This is a genomic window from Psychrobacter glacincola (genome assembly GCF_904846075.1).
GTDB lineage: Bacteria > Pseudomonadota > Gammaproteobacteria > Pseudomonadales > Moraxellaceae > Psychrobacter > Psychrobacter glacincola_C.
Window position 1 is genome coordinate 1,318,552 of sequence record NZ_CAJGZH010000001.1, and the last position, 16,836, is coordinate 1,335,387.

13 protein-coding genes are annotated in these 16,836 nt (G+C 42.6%); 6 read left to right on the top strand and 7 right to left on the bottom strand.

Annotation, left to right across the window (positions count from 1 at the left end; genetic code table 11):
• Positions 1-46: 46 nt before the first annotated feature.
• The gene (locus JMW85_RS05635; RefSeq protein ID WP_201581168.1) at positions 47-1,024 is read right to left on the bottom strand and encodes a formylglycine-generating enzyme family protein; all 978 of its coding nucleotides are present in this window, start codon (positions 1,022-1,024) and stop codon (positions 47-49) included.
• Positions 1,025-1,329: 305 nt separating this feature from the next.
• Complete coding sequence (locus tag JMW85_RS05640; protein ID WP_201581169.1) at positions 1,330-5,934, bottom strand: AAA domain-containing protein; 4,605 nt, start codon at positions 5,932-5,934, stop codon at positions 1,330-1,332.
• Between the two features lie 390 nt (positions 5,935-6,324).
• Between JMW85_RS05640 and JMW85_RS05645 the strand changes: the two genes are divergently transcribed.
• Positions 6,325-7,572 carry an NAD(P)/FAD-dependent oxidoreductase gene (locus tag JMW85_RS05645; RefSeq protein WP_109590201.1) on the top strand — a complete coding sequence of 416 codons (1,248 nt, stop codon included), beginning with the start codon at positions 6,325-6,327 and terminating at the stop codon, positions 7,570-7,572.
• A gap of 59 nt (positions 7,573-7,631) precedes the next feature.
• The gene (locus JMW85_RS05650) at positions 7,632-7,970 is read left to right on the top strand and encodes a RidA family protein (RefSeq protein ID WP_055124581.1); all 339 of its coding nucleotides are present in this window, start codon (positions 7,632-7,634) and stop codon (positions 7,968-7,970) included.
• A gap of 602 nt (positions 7,971-8,572) precedes the next feature.
• On the opposite strand, the gene JMW85_RS05655 is transcribed toward JMW85_RS05650, so the two are convergent.
• On the bottom strand, positions 8,573-9,385 hold the full coding sequence (locus tag JMW85_RS05655) for an enoyl-CoA hydratase (RefSeq protein WP_201581170.1): 813 nt from the start codon (positions 9,383-9,385) through the stop codon (positions 8,573-8,575).
• Positions 9,386-9,577: 192 nt separating this feature from the next.
• Positions 9,578-10,078, bottom strand: coding sequence for a lactoylglutathione lyase family protein (locus JMW85_RS05660; protein ID WP_201559765.1), 501 nt, complete (start codon positions 10,076-10,078; stop codon positions 9,578-9,580).
• Positions 10,079-10,185: 107 nt separating this feature from the next.
• Between JMW85_RS05660 and JMW85_RS05665 the strand changes: the two genes are divergently transcribed.
• Entirely contained in the window at positions 10,186-11,055 is an 870-nt protein-coding gene (locus JMW85_RS05665; protein ID WP_201559766.1) for a LysR family transcriptional regulator, read from the top strand.
• Between the two features lie 88 nt (positions 11,056-11,143).
• On the opposite strand, the gene JMW85_RS05670 is transcribed toward JMW85_RS05665, so the two are convergent.
• Together JMW85_RS05670 and JMW85_RS05675 are read right to left on the bottom strand one after the other, a co-directional pair.
• The gene (locus JMW85_RS05670; protein ID WP_201581171.1) at positions 11,144-12,280 is read right to left on the bottom strand and encodes a glycerate kinase; all 1,137 of its coding nucleotides are present in this window, start codon (positions 12,278-12,280) and stop codon (positions 11,144-11,146) included.
• Between the two features lie 20 nt (positions 12,281-12,300).
• Positions 12,301-13,659: a GntP family permease gene (locus JMW85_RS05675; RefSeq protein WP_201581172.1), complete on the bottom strand. Its 1,359-nt coding sequence runs from the start codon at positions 13,657-13,659 to the stop codon at positions 12,301-12,303.
• Positions 13,660-13,885: 226 nt separating this feature from the next.
• Here JMW85_RS05675 and cobT point away from each other — a divergent pair, with 226 nt between their 5' ends.
• The 3 genes from cobT to JMW85_RS05690 are packed head-to-tail and all read left to right on the top strand — an operon-like array spanning position 13,886 to position 16,402.
• The gene (gene cobT, locus JMW85_RS05680; protein ID WP_055124255.1) at positions 13,886-14,938 is read left to right on the top strand and encodes a nicotinate-nucleotide--dimethylbenzimidazole phosphoribosyltransferase; all 1,053 of its coding nucleotides are present in this window, start codon (positions 13,886-13,888) and stop codon (positions 14,936-14,938) included.
• Positions 14,938-15,813 carry an adenosylcobinamide-GDP ribazoletransferase gene (locus JMW85_RS05685; protein WP_201581174.1) on the top strand — a complete coding sequence of 292 codons (876 nt, stop codon included), beginning with the start codon at positions 14,938-14,940 and terminating at the stop codon, positions 15,811-15,813. The genes cobT and JMW85_RS05685 overlap by 1 nt, the downstream gene beginning before the upstream one ends.
• Before the next feature lie 37 nt (positions 15,814-15,850).
• Positions 15,851-16,402, top strand: a complete 552-nt coding sequence (locus JMW85_RS05690) for a histidine phosphatase family protein (RefSeq protein WP_055124253.1) — start codon at positions 15,851-15,853, stop codon at positions 16,400-16,402.
• Between the two features lie 76 nt (positions 16,403-16,478).
• Here the strand turns inward: JMW85_RS05690 and JMW85_RS05695 are convergent, their stop codons facing one another.
• A complete protein-coding gene (locus JMW85_RS05695; protein ID WP_055124252.1) occupies positions 16,479-16,727 on the bottom strand; it encodes a hypothetical protein in 249 nt (82 codons plus the stop codon).
• Positions 16,728-16,836 lie beyond the last annotated feature (109 nt).

Consider the following 16,836-nt stretch of genomic DNA (forward strand, 5'->3'; position numbering starts at 1 on the left):
GGTGATGATACTTATGATGTCTAACCAATCAGAGCGTAATGTTTCTTTATGACATAGACTTACTAAAATTAGCCACACAACGTGCAGAAGTGAAAGCATTTTGATTCACATTAGTATCATCAGATATTAGAGGCGGGTTTGGTTGTTTCTGAAATCGCTTAATGGTAACTGCACCTCCCGCATGTACATTACCTGCTGAGCCTTCAGTAGCAGTCACACCTCGTAATACTTTCTCAGTGCCTGTCTCTGATCCTTGCGGGTTATGCTCTGGACTATTAGTATAATATTCTGGATCGTACCAATCGATCATCCATTCGTAGTTTTGATTGACTAAATCATAGAGTCCTAGAAGATTAGGAGGATAGAATCCCAACATAGGAACCGCTAAAGAAGTATTATATTTATTGCTAAACTTACTTTGCTCTTCATACGTCCACATATTACGTCCAGGATCTATCTCTCCCGTATCGGTTGGAAATAATATATATTGTCCGCGATTACGCGCAGCATATTCCCACTGTGCTTCGGTTGGCAGGCTCATGGGTACATCTAGCTGTTGACCTAACCATTGACAGTAGTGCTGTGCCGTTTGCCAATTAATACCAGCTGCTGCATTCGGTTGGCGTATCTCTATTGTTATAGGTTGCATTCCCTCTTCATCTTGCCCTGTTGCCATACTATAGATATCAAAGTCGCTATAGGTTGCCTTGTAGGCATTCATACTAAAGCTATCAAGCGTCACTTTATGCAGCGGTTTATTATCAGATTGTCCAGTTAAGGGCAAGCCATCGGTCCAGTCGAGCTTAGGACCAAAATCACCCATCTCAAAGCTGCCACCTTCAATAAAGCGCATATTGGCTTTTTGCTTCGCTAAAAAGTCGTCTAACTGCTGCTGTTCAGCATCGGTTAAATTGTCTCGAGTTTTCGGGATGCCGTCGCTATCAACCGAAGGCTCTTTGGCACAGGCAGTCATAGTAAATAGCGGCAAGATAAACAAAGATACGAATAAAGGCTTAAGCGTCATAACAGGCTACAGTGATATTTTGTTAAGAATTTAAGGAAATTATACTAATAATTTTATGGGATTGTCTGAACATAAAAAGCGAATTAATATCGATATTTATTAAGTTGATAAAACACAATTCCAAAGTATGATATCTGGTGCCTTATCGTCATCCAGTATTTATCAAGCAACGGTTGTAGAGCACTGTTCAGTATCTGTAGATGATTCATACTCGTTTTTCAATGTTTGAGCCTGACTTTGATATCGTTTATGTTCCTGATATTTAAGTGTCTACCAACTCGCTGGATACGACTATCTTTTACGGTTTATAATTTTTCAACCGTAGTGACGATTCTAGATTCAACATACGAGCTGCTATATGCCGTGTCGGTAGTGATTGGATAAATCTCTAAACGTTCCAATTCTGCAAATAAATCTTGGATAACTTCATTTTTACGAGTGACAAAAGTGGACGCAAAGCAGCGCCAAAATTTCCAGCCAGCACGCTCTAAAATACGCTGACGTTGCATATCGCTGTCCCATTTGTCAGGCCCATGATATCTATCGCCATCACATTCAATGGCTAGACTGTTATCGTTTTCACCCTCGACAACCATATCGATTCGGTAGGCACCTGCTTTGACCTGTGAAACCACTCGATAGCCTCTCTCCACCAAAAGATCGAAGACTTCTGTCTCAAAGGGAGACTCACATTTATCACTCAAGTCAGCTACTTGCTCTTCATTTTGCATAAATGGCGCTTGAAAGTGTTTAATAAGCTCTGCTCGGTAGTAATCGGCTTGGCTTAGTTCATCCAGTTCAATACTACGTACTAAATACATTCTATCGCGCGCTCTTGAAGCAGCGACATTCATCCGCTGGGCGAAAGTGTCTCTCGTTTGTGCATGGGCCGCTCCGGGTACCACTACCAATGACAAAAACATGATATCGCGCTCTTTACCTTGAAAGGTTCTGGCATCACCGCAAGCGATGTCAAAAGCAGTCATTACCGCTTCATCTAGTTCTTTGTTGAGTATCTCCATAATATTATGTGCTTGCTTATTGCCTAGCAATGAGACAACACCGATGGTTTTACCTTTGTAAGCTGGATCAGAAACGATGAACTTGATTTCATCGACAATAAATCTGACTTCTGAAGGATTAATATCAGAGCCTTTAAGACGATAGCCATCAGTGACATAAACATCAATCAATGGTGGGTCTAAGCGTTCTGAGGGCTTGGCTTTACGTAAAGGTATCAGCTCATGATTGTAAAACTCACGTTTTGAGAACTCAATAATAGGTGCAACACTGCGAAAATGTTCTTTTAGCATCACACTGCTATCTGCAAAAACGACTTTGAATAAATCGTAGATTGAACGATCAGGCGACATCTGTGAGCGATAGACAGGGACTTGATTGCTCAAATACTGTGCCATCAGATTGCGAATTTTTTCGATGTCGAGACCGACACCTTCTGGCGATACTTGCTTATCGTCACCAACGATTAGCACTTTTTTGGCTCTCATAATGGCTGGTAATGCCGTTAAATCAGATTGAGAGGCTTCATCGATGATAACCAAGTCAAAACTGCCAAACTCTGCTGGCAAGGATTCAGAAATACGATAATGCGGCATAATCCAACACGGGATAGCAGCACTTGCTCCCGCAGAGGCTTCTCGCGCTTCACGGCGATAATAATGCGCGCCTTTGCCGGTTCCTTTACCGATACGCATAATGGCAGAGCGGTATTTTTCTAAAGATGCTCTTACGTTTGGCGTCGCATTTTCTGCGACCTTTAGCCAAGCTCTTTTGGTGATGGCTTCTTGATAGAGTCTTGCCAGATTTACTTCTAAATTGCCACGAGTTTTGGCCAGTTGAACCAACTCTTTGCGACCATCGATGCTGTCTATAAAGCTGGTCAATCTAGCAATTCGCCAAATCTGCTGCCAGTTATCTGATGCCAAGGTGTCTTGAGAATTATTATGAGGTTCATAACGCAATTTCTTTGCCCAAAGCGGTGCACCGTTATCTTCAATGAGTTGGGTAACGTCAGCGACTGTCTGTAAGTCTGTTGCAAGATTATTTACTCGTTGCAGCTCATTAAGCAGTTCTTGATAGTCTGCTTGTAATTCATCATCAGATAAACTCGGGTCACCAATATTTTGAGTGACAAAGGCCGTCATTTTTTCAATAATCGTGCCTGTACAATCAGCAAGGTTATTGAGTAAGGTCTCTTTTAACGTGAGACTTTCAGCCAGATTATGTCTCTTTAAATGTTGTTTAAGAACACTTTCAATCTCAGTCAAAATATCTGTGTCATACGATGCTGCAGAAATAATATCCCAATCTATGAATATAGTGCTTAACGCCTGCTTGATACTGCGCTGCAAGTTGTTACTAGCAACGACTTCATCGTATAGATGAACGGCTGAATGTAACGTAGACAGATTATTGGCCGATACCTCAAATATCGGTAAGGACAGCTCATTTGATAAAGCATTCCAGCGAAGGATAAGCGCTTGAGATTTTTTTCTAAACGTTATAAAGCTGGATATATACTGCCAGTCTGCCGTACTTGATGGCGCTGACGAGACTATCGTAATAGACTCAAGGCTTTTCTTCTCAGCAGATTTACCAAAAATGCCAGCGAGACCAAATGGCTTTTTGCCTTCAGATAAATTTTTCACCGCGTCAATGAGCTTTGGATTTTTATCAAAATCATCAGCCATTGTAATAGGTTTGGTTAAATAAACAGTTCTCTCATCAAAAAGCGCTTTGATCTCATCGTTCAGTATAGTGAGATGGCCGATGATGTCTTGTTTAGTCTCATTAGATAGATGCTGCTGAATATCCGTCGTCCAGCGCTGCCCAGCCGCGACAATTTTTTGCAGCAAATCAATTAAATGAGATGTATGAGTAGTGGTTTTTTGAGCAATATCTATCGTACTAGCACTGTCATTGATTAAGCTTGGTAGCGCCCCTTGCTGTTCAGCTGCTTGCGACTCATTGAGATAGCTCAAATCCTTATGAAGTTGCTTGATAGCGTTGGTAGGAGGCATGTCTGCAACGGCAGGAATCTTTTTATTAAGATAACCCAAATCATTGCCGAGATTTACTCTTGCATCTTTTAGCGCTGTGATATCAGCATGAGTAAATCGAGGTTTAAAGGTTTCTTCGATACCCAACTTATCGGGAAAGCTTTCGGTAAGCTGTCTGTTTTGAGCAACCTCAGTCGCGGCATCTATGGGCTTGATAGTTTCATTGTCGATAGTGATATCATCAAGGTTTAACCGTGCCCAAGCCGTAATTTTATGATCAGTGCTGGCTAACTGTGCATGGATGGTATCAATTTGATTATCAAGCATGAGGATGTCTTTCTTATAGGCCTCGCGATTGATACTAGACACTTCGCTCGATATTTTTTTGATGGTATGTTCAAACTGCTTTAACCCTTCGTTTTCACTGGTCAGTAGACTAACGGCGAGAGGGCGAATAGATTCAGGCAGTTGCCCTTGTAGCATTTTTAGCGCAGGGTCTTTCATCGACGTGACCAGTACCTGCTTGCCAAGTGCTAAGTAATGACAAATGACATTGGCAATAGTGTGGGTTTTGCCTGTGCCGGGCGGGCCTTGAACGACGACTCCATCGTGAACATCTAACTGTTGTATGATTTGTACTTGTTCATCGTTGAACGCTTTGGGGAAATATAGCTCGGCTGGCGTGCCGATATAGCTATCACTGCCACTCACCATAGACAAACCACGATAAGCAGGCAGTATATTTTCTTTATTTTCTGTAGCAGGCTCTGTCAGCATTGCCTTAAGAGCGCTCGGCAAATCGATATCAGTGACCGATTCTAGCTGAATGGATAAGTTGTTTAAGTCTTGCAAAAAGATATTGTTACTTCTAGGACGAGCCATAATGACCCATGTATCAGTAACAATCAGGTTGTTCTGCGCTTTAGGGATTTTTCGATCGTCTGCACTAGTATGATCTGGTTGATAAACGCCAGAGGAGTCAAGCAAAGTAACGGCTGATTTTAAGATGGGCTCATAGCTACTTGGCAAAAAAGGACTTAAGGAAACCTCTTCTGAATCATAAAATTCTTTGCTGTTCTTTAATAACTTCGCTAAACCCTGATTTTCTTCTATAGAAAAAGGTTCCGTTTCAAGCGTGGGAGCAGATAGGGTAGGTTTGATTAGCAATGCCATTGTCTTTTGATCTAAGGTGATTTCAACAGATTGCGTCAATAGTGGATACTTTATTTGCTTGCTGCTTTGCTCATAATCAGCGCTTTTTCTTAGAGCAATACCTACACCCCATACTAACTCTAGCTGTGCATCAGCGAGATTGCCTTGAAGCTGTTGATTCAGCATGAATAGACTAGAATACAAAGCAATGCTTTGGCGAACGAGCTTTTCTTCTGCTAGCCAAGGTTGCCAAATGCTTTTGAGGTAATCGTTAAATTCATCTTGTAGAGATGCTCTGTCAGGAAAGTCTTTTAAATAAACTTCTGTCTTTAATGGTGCTTCATCTAACGACTCATTTTGATGACTGTTTTCAACTTCAAATGGAGTAACGACTTCTGTGGAAGACAACAGACCATCATCGATGAATGATTGCACAGATGTTTTTTCTTTTAATGACGGTTGCTCGCTAAACTTAACTGGAAACTTTAACCAATGTGCTAACAGTGCGCTGTTGGGTTTAGGCGCTGGATTTTCACGCAATCGCTCTAAACGAAGCCAAACGTCCTCTGGGGTATCGTCGGTGATGTTAAGGTTGATACCCGGCAAGCCTAATAATTGCTCCTCGGTACAAGTGAAATCACTGTGTTTAGCAAAATCTTGAGTAGGCGCTTTTTTCATCAAAGCACACTGCTTGATGAACTCAATTTGAGAGGCCAGTCTTTGTGCGTAAATACTCATTTGTTAAACCTTCCAAATCATCAAATATTAGCCCTGACCTTGCTGGCACATCATAAATACTGTTTATCAGATTTTATAATTAAAATGCTTAGGCGGCTGATCATTTCTAAATTAAAAAAAGACCAAACTATAGCACAGAAATTGATAGCACTAAGTCGCATCTAGTATTTTTAAAAATGATGGCTGATCGTTACTATTTTATCAACCAAACCCTCATTATTCCTATCAAAAATACCTTTTCAAAAACCCCATAACCAAAAGTATTTAATAGCAAAAATATTTATGAGATTGGGGTTTAATATTCAGCTCAATGCGTTACTATTACCACCTTATTCCGTTAGACCCTCATATTAGATACTCTGTATTAACACCATAAGAAAAGGATAGGTTATGCGCTATGAAGTGATCGTTATCGGTGCAGGTATGGTTGGCACGTCAGTCGCGTGGCATTTACAAAAAAATAATTCAAAAGTACTGATGTTAGACAAGAAGTTGCCAGGGTCAGAGACCTCGTATGGCAATGCAGGATTGATTCAGCGCGAAGCCATTCATACCCATCCTTTTCCTCGTCAACTGACTGAAATGATCAGAGTATTGCCGAACCAAGGCACTGATATTCGCTATCGTATTCCAGCAATTTTGCGTTACCATCAAGCGCTGCTACAGTACTGGAAATACTCTACGCCCGCTTCGGTCAAAAAAATAGAATCAGAATGGCAGACACTGATCGCGCATTGTACCAGTGAGCATCAGACAATGATTTCAGCATCTGGTGCTGACGAACTAATCACTCGTGACGGCTGGTTGCAATTGCATCGCTCGGAAGAAACGTTTAAAGAAGCACAAGCATCAGCCATTGATGCGCGCAATCAAGGCGTTGAGCATAATGTACTAAACCTTGAAGCGCTAAAAGCCATGGAGCCTAGCGCTAATTTTGAAGGTTTCGTTGGTGCGATTCATTGGAAAAATTCTTGGCAAGTGTCAAACCCAAGTTCGCTAGTAAAAGCCTATGCGAAAAATTTCCAAGAGATGGGCGGTACAATTAAAGAGAGCGATGTAAAAGAAATCGTACAAGACGGTGAAGGTTGGAAAATCATTACTGATAATGACACTTATTATAGTGATAAGTTGGTTATCGCAGCAGGTCCATGGTCTAATGATTTGATCAAGCCACTTGGCTATAATCTGCCATTGTTCCCAATGCGTGGCTATCATCAGCATTTCAAAGTGACAGAAAAAAACACCATCAATCACAGTATGTTCGATATGGACAAAGGCTTTGTGATGGGGCCAATGCAGCAGGGTATCCGTATCACGACCGGTGCTGAGATGACTACCATGGATGCACCAAAGAACTTTGGTCAATTAAAAACGGTTCTGAAGCTGGCAAGAAAAATCTTACCGTTAGAAGACGCGGTAGAGTCTGAAGCATGGGCAGGATCACGTCCTTGTATGCCTGATATGAAGCCAGTTATTGGTCCTGCAGACAAGCATGAAAAACTATGGTTTGCCTTTGGTCACAGTCATCAAGGCTTTACTTTAGGGCCTATGACAGGGCGTCTGGTTGAAGAGATGATTCATGACAAGCCATTATTAGTAGATGTTGCGCCATTCAGTGCTCAGCGTTTTTCTAATTAACAGCGCATTTGACAGATTTAGCACAGACTTAAATTAATAAATTGAAGGTATATAACATGATTAAGAAGCTGCATAGCAATCAACGTATGAGCAAAACTGTAATCCATAACCAGACTATCTATTTGTGTGGTCAGGTAGGTAATGCAGAAGACGATATCAAAGCGCAAACATTGACTTGTTTGGAAAAAATTCAAACGTTGTTAGAAGAAGTGGGTAGCGATAAATCAAAGCTACTATCAGTAACGGTTTGGATAAAAGATATGGCAGACTTTGCTGCTATGAATGAAGTCTATGACCAGTGGTTTGAAGGCATTCAGCCGCCAGCTCGTGCTTGTGGCGAGTCTGCATTGGCACGTCCTGAGCTGTTGGTTGAGATGATTGCCATCGCCGCTGAGTAAGTAACAGATTGATTGTAGTAGTTGTTTAAAAAAGGCCATGATAGCGATATCATGGCCTTTCTTGTCATCTTATGGTTTGGTTGTGAATATGTTTTTATAAACGATCAAAGCAGATTAAGTCATATTTATTCAACTTATGTTTTATAATATTATGTATTTTTCACGTTACCTGTTATTATACGCCAGCAACAGTCCTGAGATAATTCATATATATTGAGAACTTGTAAAGTGCTTTAGCACTGATAGCAGCAATATTATGACTCTCTTTTTTAGCTAATTATAAGTTTGCCTTTTATTAAAGTTTTTGAGGAAATTCACGTGGAGTTCATAGGTGTTATTTTACTTGTCATCGCAAGCATCATGTGCATTATTTATAGTATTAAGTTAATTATTATAGCCTTCCAAGAGTCGGTACTGTGGGGGCTGTTATATCTATTTCTTCCATTTGCCAATTTATACTTTATTATCACTCGCTGGGCAGAGTGCAGTTCACCATTTTTGAGATCACTCATAGCCGTTGCATTTATGATTGTGGGCGCTTTAATGGCTTCATAATAATAGCAACGTCATCTTTCTTTAGTCAGAGTGTTTTTGTCAAACCGTTAGCATCCTTTCCATACGGCTTGGCGCTTTTCAACAAAGGCGTCAATACCTTCACTCACGTCGTCTGCCATCATATTACAAGTCATCACTTCACTGGCATAGTCATAAGCATCTTCGACGCTCATATTCAATTGCTTATAAAACATATCTTTGCCAGTTCTTACCGCTACTGGAGATTTGGCGGTGATAGCTGTGATTAAAGACTGCAAGACTTGCTCTAATTGTCCCGCTGGCGCTACTCGATTAATCAATCCATATTGCAAGGCGGTATGTGCATCGATAAACTCACCAGTAATCAGCATCTCAAACGCTTGCTTACGAGGTAGATTGCGACTGACGGCTACAGCAGGTGTGGAGCAAAAAAGCCCAACGTTTATCCCTGAAGTGGCAAATTTGGCTTCATCAGCGGCAACGGCTAAATCACAGGCGGCAACCAGTTGGCACCCTGCTGCTGTCGCGATGCCTTGCACTTTTGCAATCACGACTTGCGGCATACGATTAATAGTGAGCATCATGTGACTGCATTGCTGGAATAGGGCGCGCTGAAAGGCTTCATCTGAATGTGCGCGCATCTCTTTTAGATTGTGACCGGCACAAAACGCTTTACCATTTGCTGCAATGACGACTACACGGATATTGTCATCTTGAGCGATACTGTCCAGTTCCGCTTGTAGCGCAGAGAGTAGCTCAACGGATAAGGCATTGAATTGCTTTGGTCGGTTTAAGGTGAGAGTGACCACGCCACTTTTTCTATCATCTTTTCTAATAACGGGAAAGTCATCCATGTCTAAGGCAACGTCAGAGTTTGTCATTTATCATCCTTGATAATGGGTTGTTTCATTTGGTAGATGCTATATATAGCTACCTAAATAGTAGCATGGCTTACCTCTTATATAATAGGTTGCTCATGTAGAAAGCAGACAAATAAAAATAGCGATCTCATATTCTGAGGTCGCTATTTGTTTATCAGTCAGATACACGCCAAGGCTGTATTTACACTGAACTTAGTATGCGCCTTCGCTATAAATAAGCTCGTAGCTGTGGCTGTATATCTCGACGATATTGCCAAACGGGTCTTCCATATAGATCATGCGGTAAGGCTTTTCACCAGGGTAATAATAGCGTGGTTTTTCCATACGCTTTTTACCACCTGCTGCAACGATGCACTCAGCCAACTCTTCAACATTTGGATCTTGAACACAAAAGTGAAAGATACCTGTTTTCCAATATTCAAAGTTATTTTCAGGGTTTTCTTGATTTTTAAATTCAAAAATTTCAACACCGATACGGTCACCAGTAGATAGGTGAGCAATACGGAAACTGCCCCAACCTGAACCGAATACTTCAGTACACATCTCACCAATCGGGCTATTATCTTCAACAATCTCTGTTGGCTCCATGATGGTGTACCAACCCATTACTTCAGTATAAAATTTTACGGCGGCTTCTAAGTCAGGGACTGACAGGCCGATGTGCGAAAAACTCCTTGGATAAACGTTGTTCATAGCTTTTGCTCCTGTTAGTTGTACTCTTATTTAACGTGAGGCCAGTATACAAACATACGATTATTATGTAAAATTATCAAATATTATATAAATAATTATGTATCGTAATGATAAATATCACATGGTTGCGCACTTTTTGTGCGCTTGCCGAGTTCGGGCACTTTACTCGTACGGCTGAACGCTTACACATGACCCAATCTGGCGTGAGTCAGCATATACGTAAGCTAGAAGATCAGTTGGACACAGACTTACTGATTCGTCAAGGAAAGCAGTTTTCACTGACCAATGCAGGTGAACAGCTCTATAAAGAAGCAGGGGAGATATTGCAGCGCTTATCAAATCTGGAGCAGCGCATCGGTGAAGATCCTCATTATGAAGGGTTGGTACGTTTGATGTCGCCTGGTAGTGTGGGACTCAAGCTATATCCGCAGCTTTTGACCTTACAACAGCAGCATCCAAAGCTAGTGATTGATTATCGCTTTGCTCCAAATTCTGATATAGAGAAGGCGCTTGCCAATCATGAGATTGACATTGGTTTTATGACGGATGTCTCAGATGAGGAGACAGTCAGTTGTAAGTCTATGGCTCAAGAAGCGCTAATATTAGTAACACCTGCAACTACGGTGGAGCCGAGCTGGGAGCATCTCACCGAGCTTGGTTTTATTGATCATCCAGATGGTGCACATCATGCAGGTATGCTGCTAAGCGCTAATTATCCTGGATTCCAGCACATCAATGATTTTGAGAAAAAAGGCTTTTCGAATCAGATAGGATTAATCTTAGAGCCAGTGAGTAGGGGTATAGGCTTTACCGTGCTACCTGCACATGCAGTGGCTGCTTATCAAAAGCCTGAGCTTATTAAAAACCATCATCTGCCTGTTGCCGTTAGCGAGACGCTATATCTTGCAGTAAGACGACAGCATGCACTCTCTAATAGAATGCATACTGTCATTGATGAAGTAACGAAATGGCTATAGATATTTTGAGAATGAATGATAAATGCACAGCTATCAAAGGTTAAATAGCTGTGCATTTAATAGAAGTCTCTTATTTAATAGACTATCGTTATTTCAAGTTTTGCCCAAGTTTGATACTTGCAGCGATATTTACAGCCGTGGTTTCAATATTTTCATAAGCCTGACTCAGTACGTTTTCAATGGTATCTACTTTTTGAATACTGGGCATGATGACCTCGAACTGGCTGGTTTGCGCAGGTTTGAGTCCGTCAACACTACCACAAATAGCAATGACTGGCGTATGGCTGGCTTTGGCAAGCTGACTGATACCACCTGCCACTTTACCCATGGCTGTCTGCGCATCAAGCTTACCTTCGCCAGTGATAACGAGATCAGCCTCTGCGATATGCTTCGACAAATGAGCCACCTCAGCAACTGTGTCAAAGCCTGATTTTAGCTGAGCTTGAAAGAACGTCATCATCGCGTAGCCAAGACCACCAGCTGCTCCAGCGCCTTCGGCATGTTGGCAGTCCTCATAACCGTGATGACCACACATGGTGGCAAAGTGACTGAGTGCTTTGTCTAAGGCTTTGACTTGCTCTGGACAAGCGCCTTTTTGTGGACCAAATACTGCGCTCGCACCCAAAAGACCACATAATGGATTGGTCACATCACAAGCGACTTCAAATACTGTGTCTAATATCTTTGCATGAAGATTTATATTATCAAGCTTATGTAGGCTGGCAAGTGCGCCACCACCATGAGTGAGTAGAGTGTCATTGATATCGTGAAATGTGATGCCTAATGCCATTAGCATGCCAAGACCTGCATCATTGGTTGCGCTACCACCTAGACCAATCACGATGCGTTTAGCCCCTTCTTCTAACGCATCAGCAATCAGCTCGCCGACACCGTAACTACTAGCAATGACAGGATTGCGTTCATCGCTTGTCAGTAGATGTAACCCGCAAGCTTGAGCAACTTCGATGACAGCCGTAGCGTCGGGCAATAATAAATACTTTGCCGTTATCGGTCTCATCAGTGGATCATTGACCACCACTTCTTTCCAGCGTCCACCCAATATATAAGACAATACCGCAGAGGTGCCTTCGCCGCCATCAGCCATCGGCAATAGCTTATAATCAGCCTCTGGAAACACTTGGCGGAAGCCAGATTGAATGGCGTGGCAAACATCCAGTGCGTCTAAGCTTTCTTTAAATGAGTCGGGAGCAATTAAAATTTTCATGAATGTCTCTTTGAATCTCTTTAAATAAATACCAAGGTTAATAGCCAGATAAATACGATGCTGGTCACGCCTTGAATACCCGTTGCCATAGAATGGGCTTTGTAAGCCTGCGCCACACTCATACGACTAAACTGACTGACAATCCAAAAAAAGCTGTCATTGGCGTGCGAGATAGTCATGGCACCTGCACCAATGGCCATCACACAGAATACGCGACCAAGCTCACTGTCGAGACTAATTTGATCCAATAACGGCGCGATCATCGCAGAGGTGGTGACCAAGGCGACTGTGGTCGAGCCTTGTGCCGTTTTTAACGCAGCAGAGACAATGAATGGCATAAAGATACCAAGCCCCAACGCAGACAATGTCGTGCCCAAATAGTCACCAATCGGTGTGACCTTTAGCATGGCACCAAATGCACCACCTGCGCCAGTAATCAATAGGATAGGGGCTGCCACAACCAAACCTTGAGAGATGCTGTCGCTAATTTGCTGTGTTTTTTGCTCAGTGTTAATTAGTAAGAAAGACAAGAATAAACCAATCAGTAATGCCGTGAGTGGATTGCCGATAAACACTAAAATATCTGTCAACGTGCCACTGCCAAATGGCGCACTTGGGAAGTTCGCAACAGACGATAAGCAAATCAATACGATAGGGACAATAATAGGCAAAAACGCCATTGTTGCGGATGGCATGCTGCTATAGTCGTCGCGTGACTTCATGTTTTCAGGCAAAGTCGCTGCTGGCGCATCCAGTGCATCGATATTGTCGGGAGCGACATTCAAGAAGCGATTAGACCACCACCAGCCAGCCAGTACAGCAACCGCTGTCACCACCACACCGACCATAATAACCAAGCCTAAATTGGATTCTAGCCCTAAGTTACCTGCTGCGGCAATTGGACCTGGGGTTGGTGGTACAAAGGTATGGGTTGCGTATAAGCCTGTCGCTAAGGCAATGCTCATCGCCACACTGGATACGTGTAAACGCTCGGCCAATGTTTCTTTTAATGAGTTTAAAATAATATAGCCAGAGTCACAGAATACTGGCACTGAAACCACAGCACCAACAATAGACATGGTCAAAGTAGGGAAGCGTGGTCCCAAAACTTTGATGACCGTTTCTGCCATTACAATGGCGGCACCTGTTTTTTCAAGGATTAGCCCGATGATAGTACCAAAGACAATAACCAGACCGATGTAACCTAAAATACCGCCAAAGCCATCAGAGATGGTTTTAGCAACGGTATTAAGCGGCACTTGGTAAAATAGCGCTACTAAAAAGGCTGATAATATCAATACTAAAAAAGGATGCCACTTTAACTTTGCTGTGGCAAAAATAATAAAAAGAATGGTCAGCACAAGCCAAAATACGATCATTACTGTCTCTACATGTAGGGTTGATAGCGATAATTGTGGATGCTGCTACTGAGCTATTATTTCATTAATAGCAGCATCAATAGGTATATGGATTTTTAAAGGGGCATATTCTATAGTAAATCCAAGCTGCTAGGGAATCTATTCGGCTCATATTTGATTTTATTCATGGTAAAGCTTAGATACTCTGCTAGTATGTGCTTTTTGCTTCACACGTACCATTATCAGGATGCCTACCTTGACCATATTTACTGCGCCTACTATCGCCAATATAGAAAATGATGAATTACGTCTGCAGCTACAGCAGATTATAGACCTAAAAACCAAGCCGCTGGGCGCGCTTGGGCGAATAGAGGCACTCGCTGTGCAGTTGGGCATGATTCAAGGAACGATCACACCGCATATTGAGCAAGCGCAAATACGAGTGTTTGCGGCAGACCATGGTTTGACTAAGCATGGTACATCAGCGTTTCCTAGTGCTGTCACTGCGCAAATGGTTCATAATTTTTTGCAAGGCGGTGCCGCCATCAACGTACTGGCACGCCAGCATAATATTGAGTTAAAGGTTGTTGACGCTGGGGTGGATGCCGACTTTGCTCCTCATCCAAAATTGCTAGATTACAAGGTTCGCCATGGTAGCCGAGACGCGCTAACAGAGCCTGCAATGACAGAAATAGAGTGTTTAGCAGCGCTAGAAAACGGCATGAAAGTCGTCAAGAATCTAGCGGGTAATCTGTTGATTGTTGGGGAGATGGGTATTGGTAATACTTCGGCGGCGAGTCTCTTGCTGGCGAGATTGGGTGATGTACCACTTGCTGATTGTATTGGACGTGGTACCGGTCTTGACGATTCAGGATTAGAGCATAAGACGGATATTTTGACGCAAGTATTAGAGCGTCATCAACAGGCACAAGCACCGTTTGATGTACTCGCTGCATTGGGCGGGCTTGAGATTGCTATGATGGCAGGCGCGCTGATTCGGGCTGCTAGTGAACGGCGTATTCTCCTGATTGACGGTTTTATTGCCAGTAGCGCATTATTGGTGGCTGAACGCCTAGCGCCCGGTGTTGCTCAATACGCGATTTTTGCTCATCATTCTGTTGAGCCGGGGCACGCGCATTTATTGAAATCACTAAATGCTGAGCCTTTACTTAATATGGGCATGCGCTTAGGCGAGGGTAGCGGGGCTGCGCTCGCGTATCCATTGTTGCAATCCGCTTGCGCCATTATCAATGAGATGGCAAGTTTTAGTGACGCCGGTATCAGTGAGCAAAACAACTGATGTCACAACCATTAAACAAACAATCAAATCAGCTAGAGCCATCAAAACCGTCTTTGCCTAGACGAACCCTTGTTCAATTGATAAAGCATGAATGGATATTGTTACTGGTCGCCGTTCAATTTTTAACGAGATTATCAGTACCACCATTTAAGCATTATGATCCGCAATGGTTGCATCAGAGCAGTCGCCATTTCCCCGCAGTCGGTTTACTGGTGGGCTTACTCTGTGCTGGCGTGTTTTGGCTGGGCAATCTGTTATTTACGCCGCTGGTTGCTGCAGTGCTGAGCACAGCTTTTGGAATTAAGCTCACTGGCGCTTTTCATGAAGATGGTCTGGCGGATAGCTGTGACGGTCTCGGCGGTGGTCTGACTCGCGAGCGCACACTGACTATTATGAAAGACTCACGCCTAGGTACTTATGGTGTATTAGGTTTGGTATCGGCGTTATTACTCAAAATTAGCTTACTTGCCTCGATGCCCATACCGATAGCTGTCATCGCGCTTATCATAGGACATACCGCGTCGCGTTTACTTTGCATTAGCCTGCTGTCTTTACTGCCTTATGGTGGAGAGATAGAACACGCAAAAGCCAAACCGATGGCGCAGCAGTTGACGCCAATACAAGGGCTATATAGCAGTGGCTGGCTAATATTGGCTATTATTTTAGTCGCCCTTATATTTCCCAATACGATGCAGCAGATTGGGCTTGCTCAATGGTTGTTAGCATTTATATTGGCGCTGATAGCCACTGACTACATGCGACGTTTATTGCGCAGGCGCTTGGATGGTTACACGGGCGATGGGCTCGGCGCGACGCAGCAGCTTAGTGAAATTGCTATTTATATCGGACTGGCTGCTTCTATACCGTTTATCTGATATAAAAATGATGCTCAAAATAGGATAGTAACAGCAAATGATTTTTCATATTTGGCGTCATCCCAAACCGATGAATACTGAAGGAATTTGTATTGGACAAACGGATGTCGGCGTCGATAAACGTAAGTTGAAACGTCTTGCCAATAAAATCGAGCGCTTTGTGCGTTTGCATCAATTGCCAAAAACAATTTGGGTCAGCCCCTTACAACGTTCACTAAAAGTCGGGCAAATATTAGCGCAACGTGGTTTTGAGTGTCGAGTCGCACCTGAATTGGCTGAGATTCATTTTGGCGAATGGGATGGATGTCGGTGGGCGCAAATCACCAAGCAAGAGATTGATGAGTGGTGTCATAATTTTGCACATTTTGCCCCCAGTCATGGAGAGAGCTTGCAGCAGCTATTTGAGCGTGTTGAAGGTTGGTTGGTTAAGATTTCAGCTGAACAAGAAGATAGCCCAGTATTAGTCATCGGTCATACAGGCTGGATAAATGCAGCCAAGATAATAGCTGCTGACCAAGAAGTGCCGAAAACAGCCGCTGAGTGGCCGCGCTCTGTCGCATATCTATCCTGTAATCGTATTGATATTTAATTAAAAAACGGCCATTATGTTGACCGTTTTTAAATTTTGAATGCTTTTGAGTGCTTTTGAATAATTTAGGAGGCTGCTAGCTTTCAGCTTGTAGCTCATCGATTTTTTCAAAGTAGGCTCTCTCGTTTTCTGCTAATCCTAGGTTTGAATCAAAGCTCACATAAATGCCTCTATCATCCAGTGTTGCATACCAGTGGTCTGCATCATTATCGGTTAGGATTTGAAAGTATTTATTATTAACGATTCTACCCACCTTATAAATTTCACCTTCGCTATAAAAGTGATTGCCTTGGGTACATCGTAATTTGTCGTCAGTATTTATCATGTCATTGCAGCCTATCGTTATCTAAATAAAATCTATCAATCAAATACAACGAGCATATCAAGTCAGGTGACAATAATAAAGATGACTTTATAGGTAGTATCTTATTGTT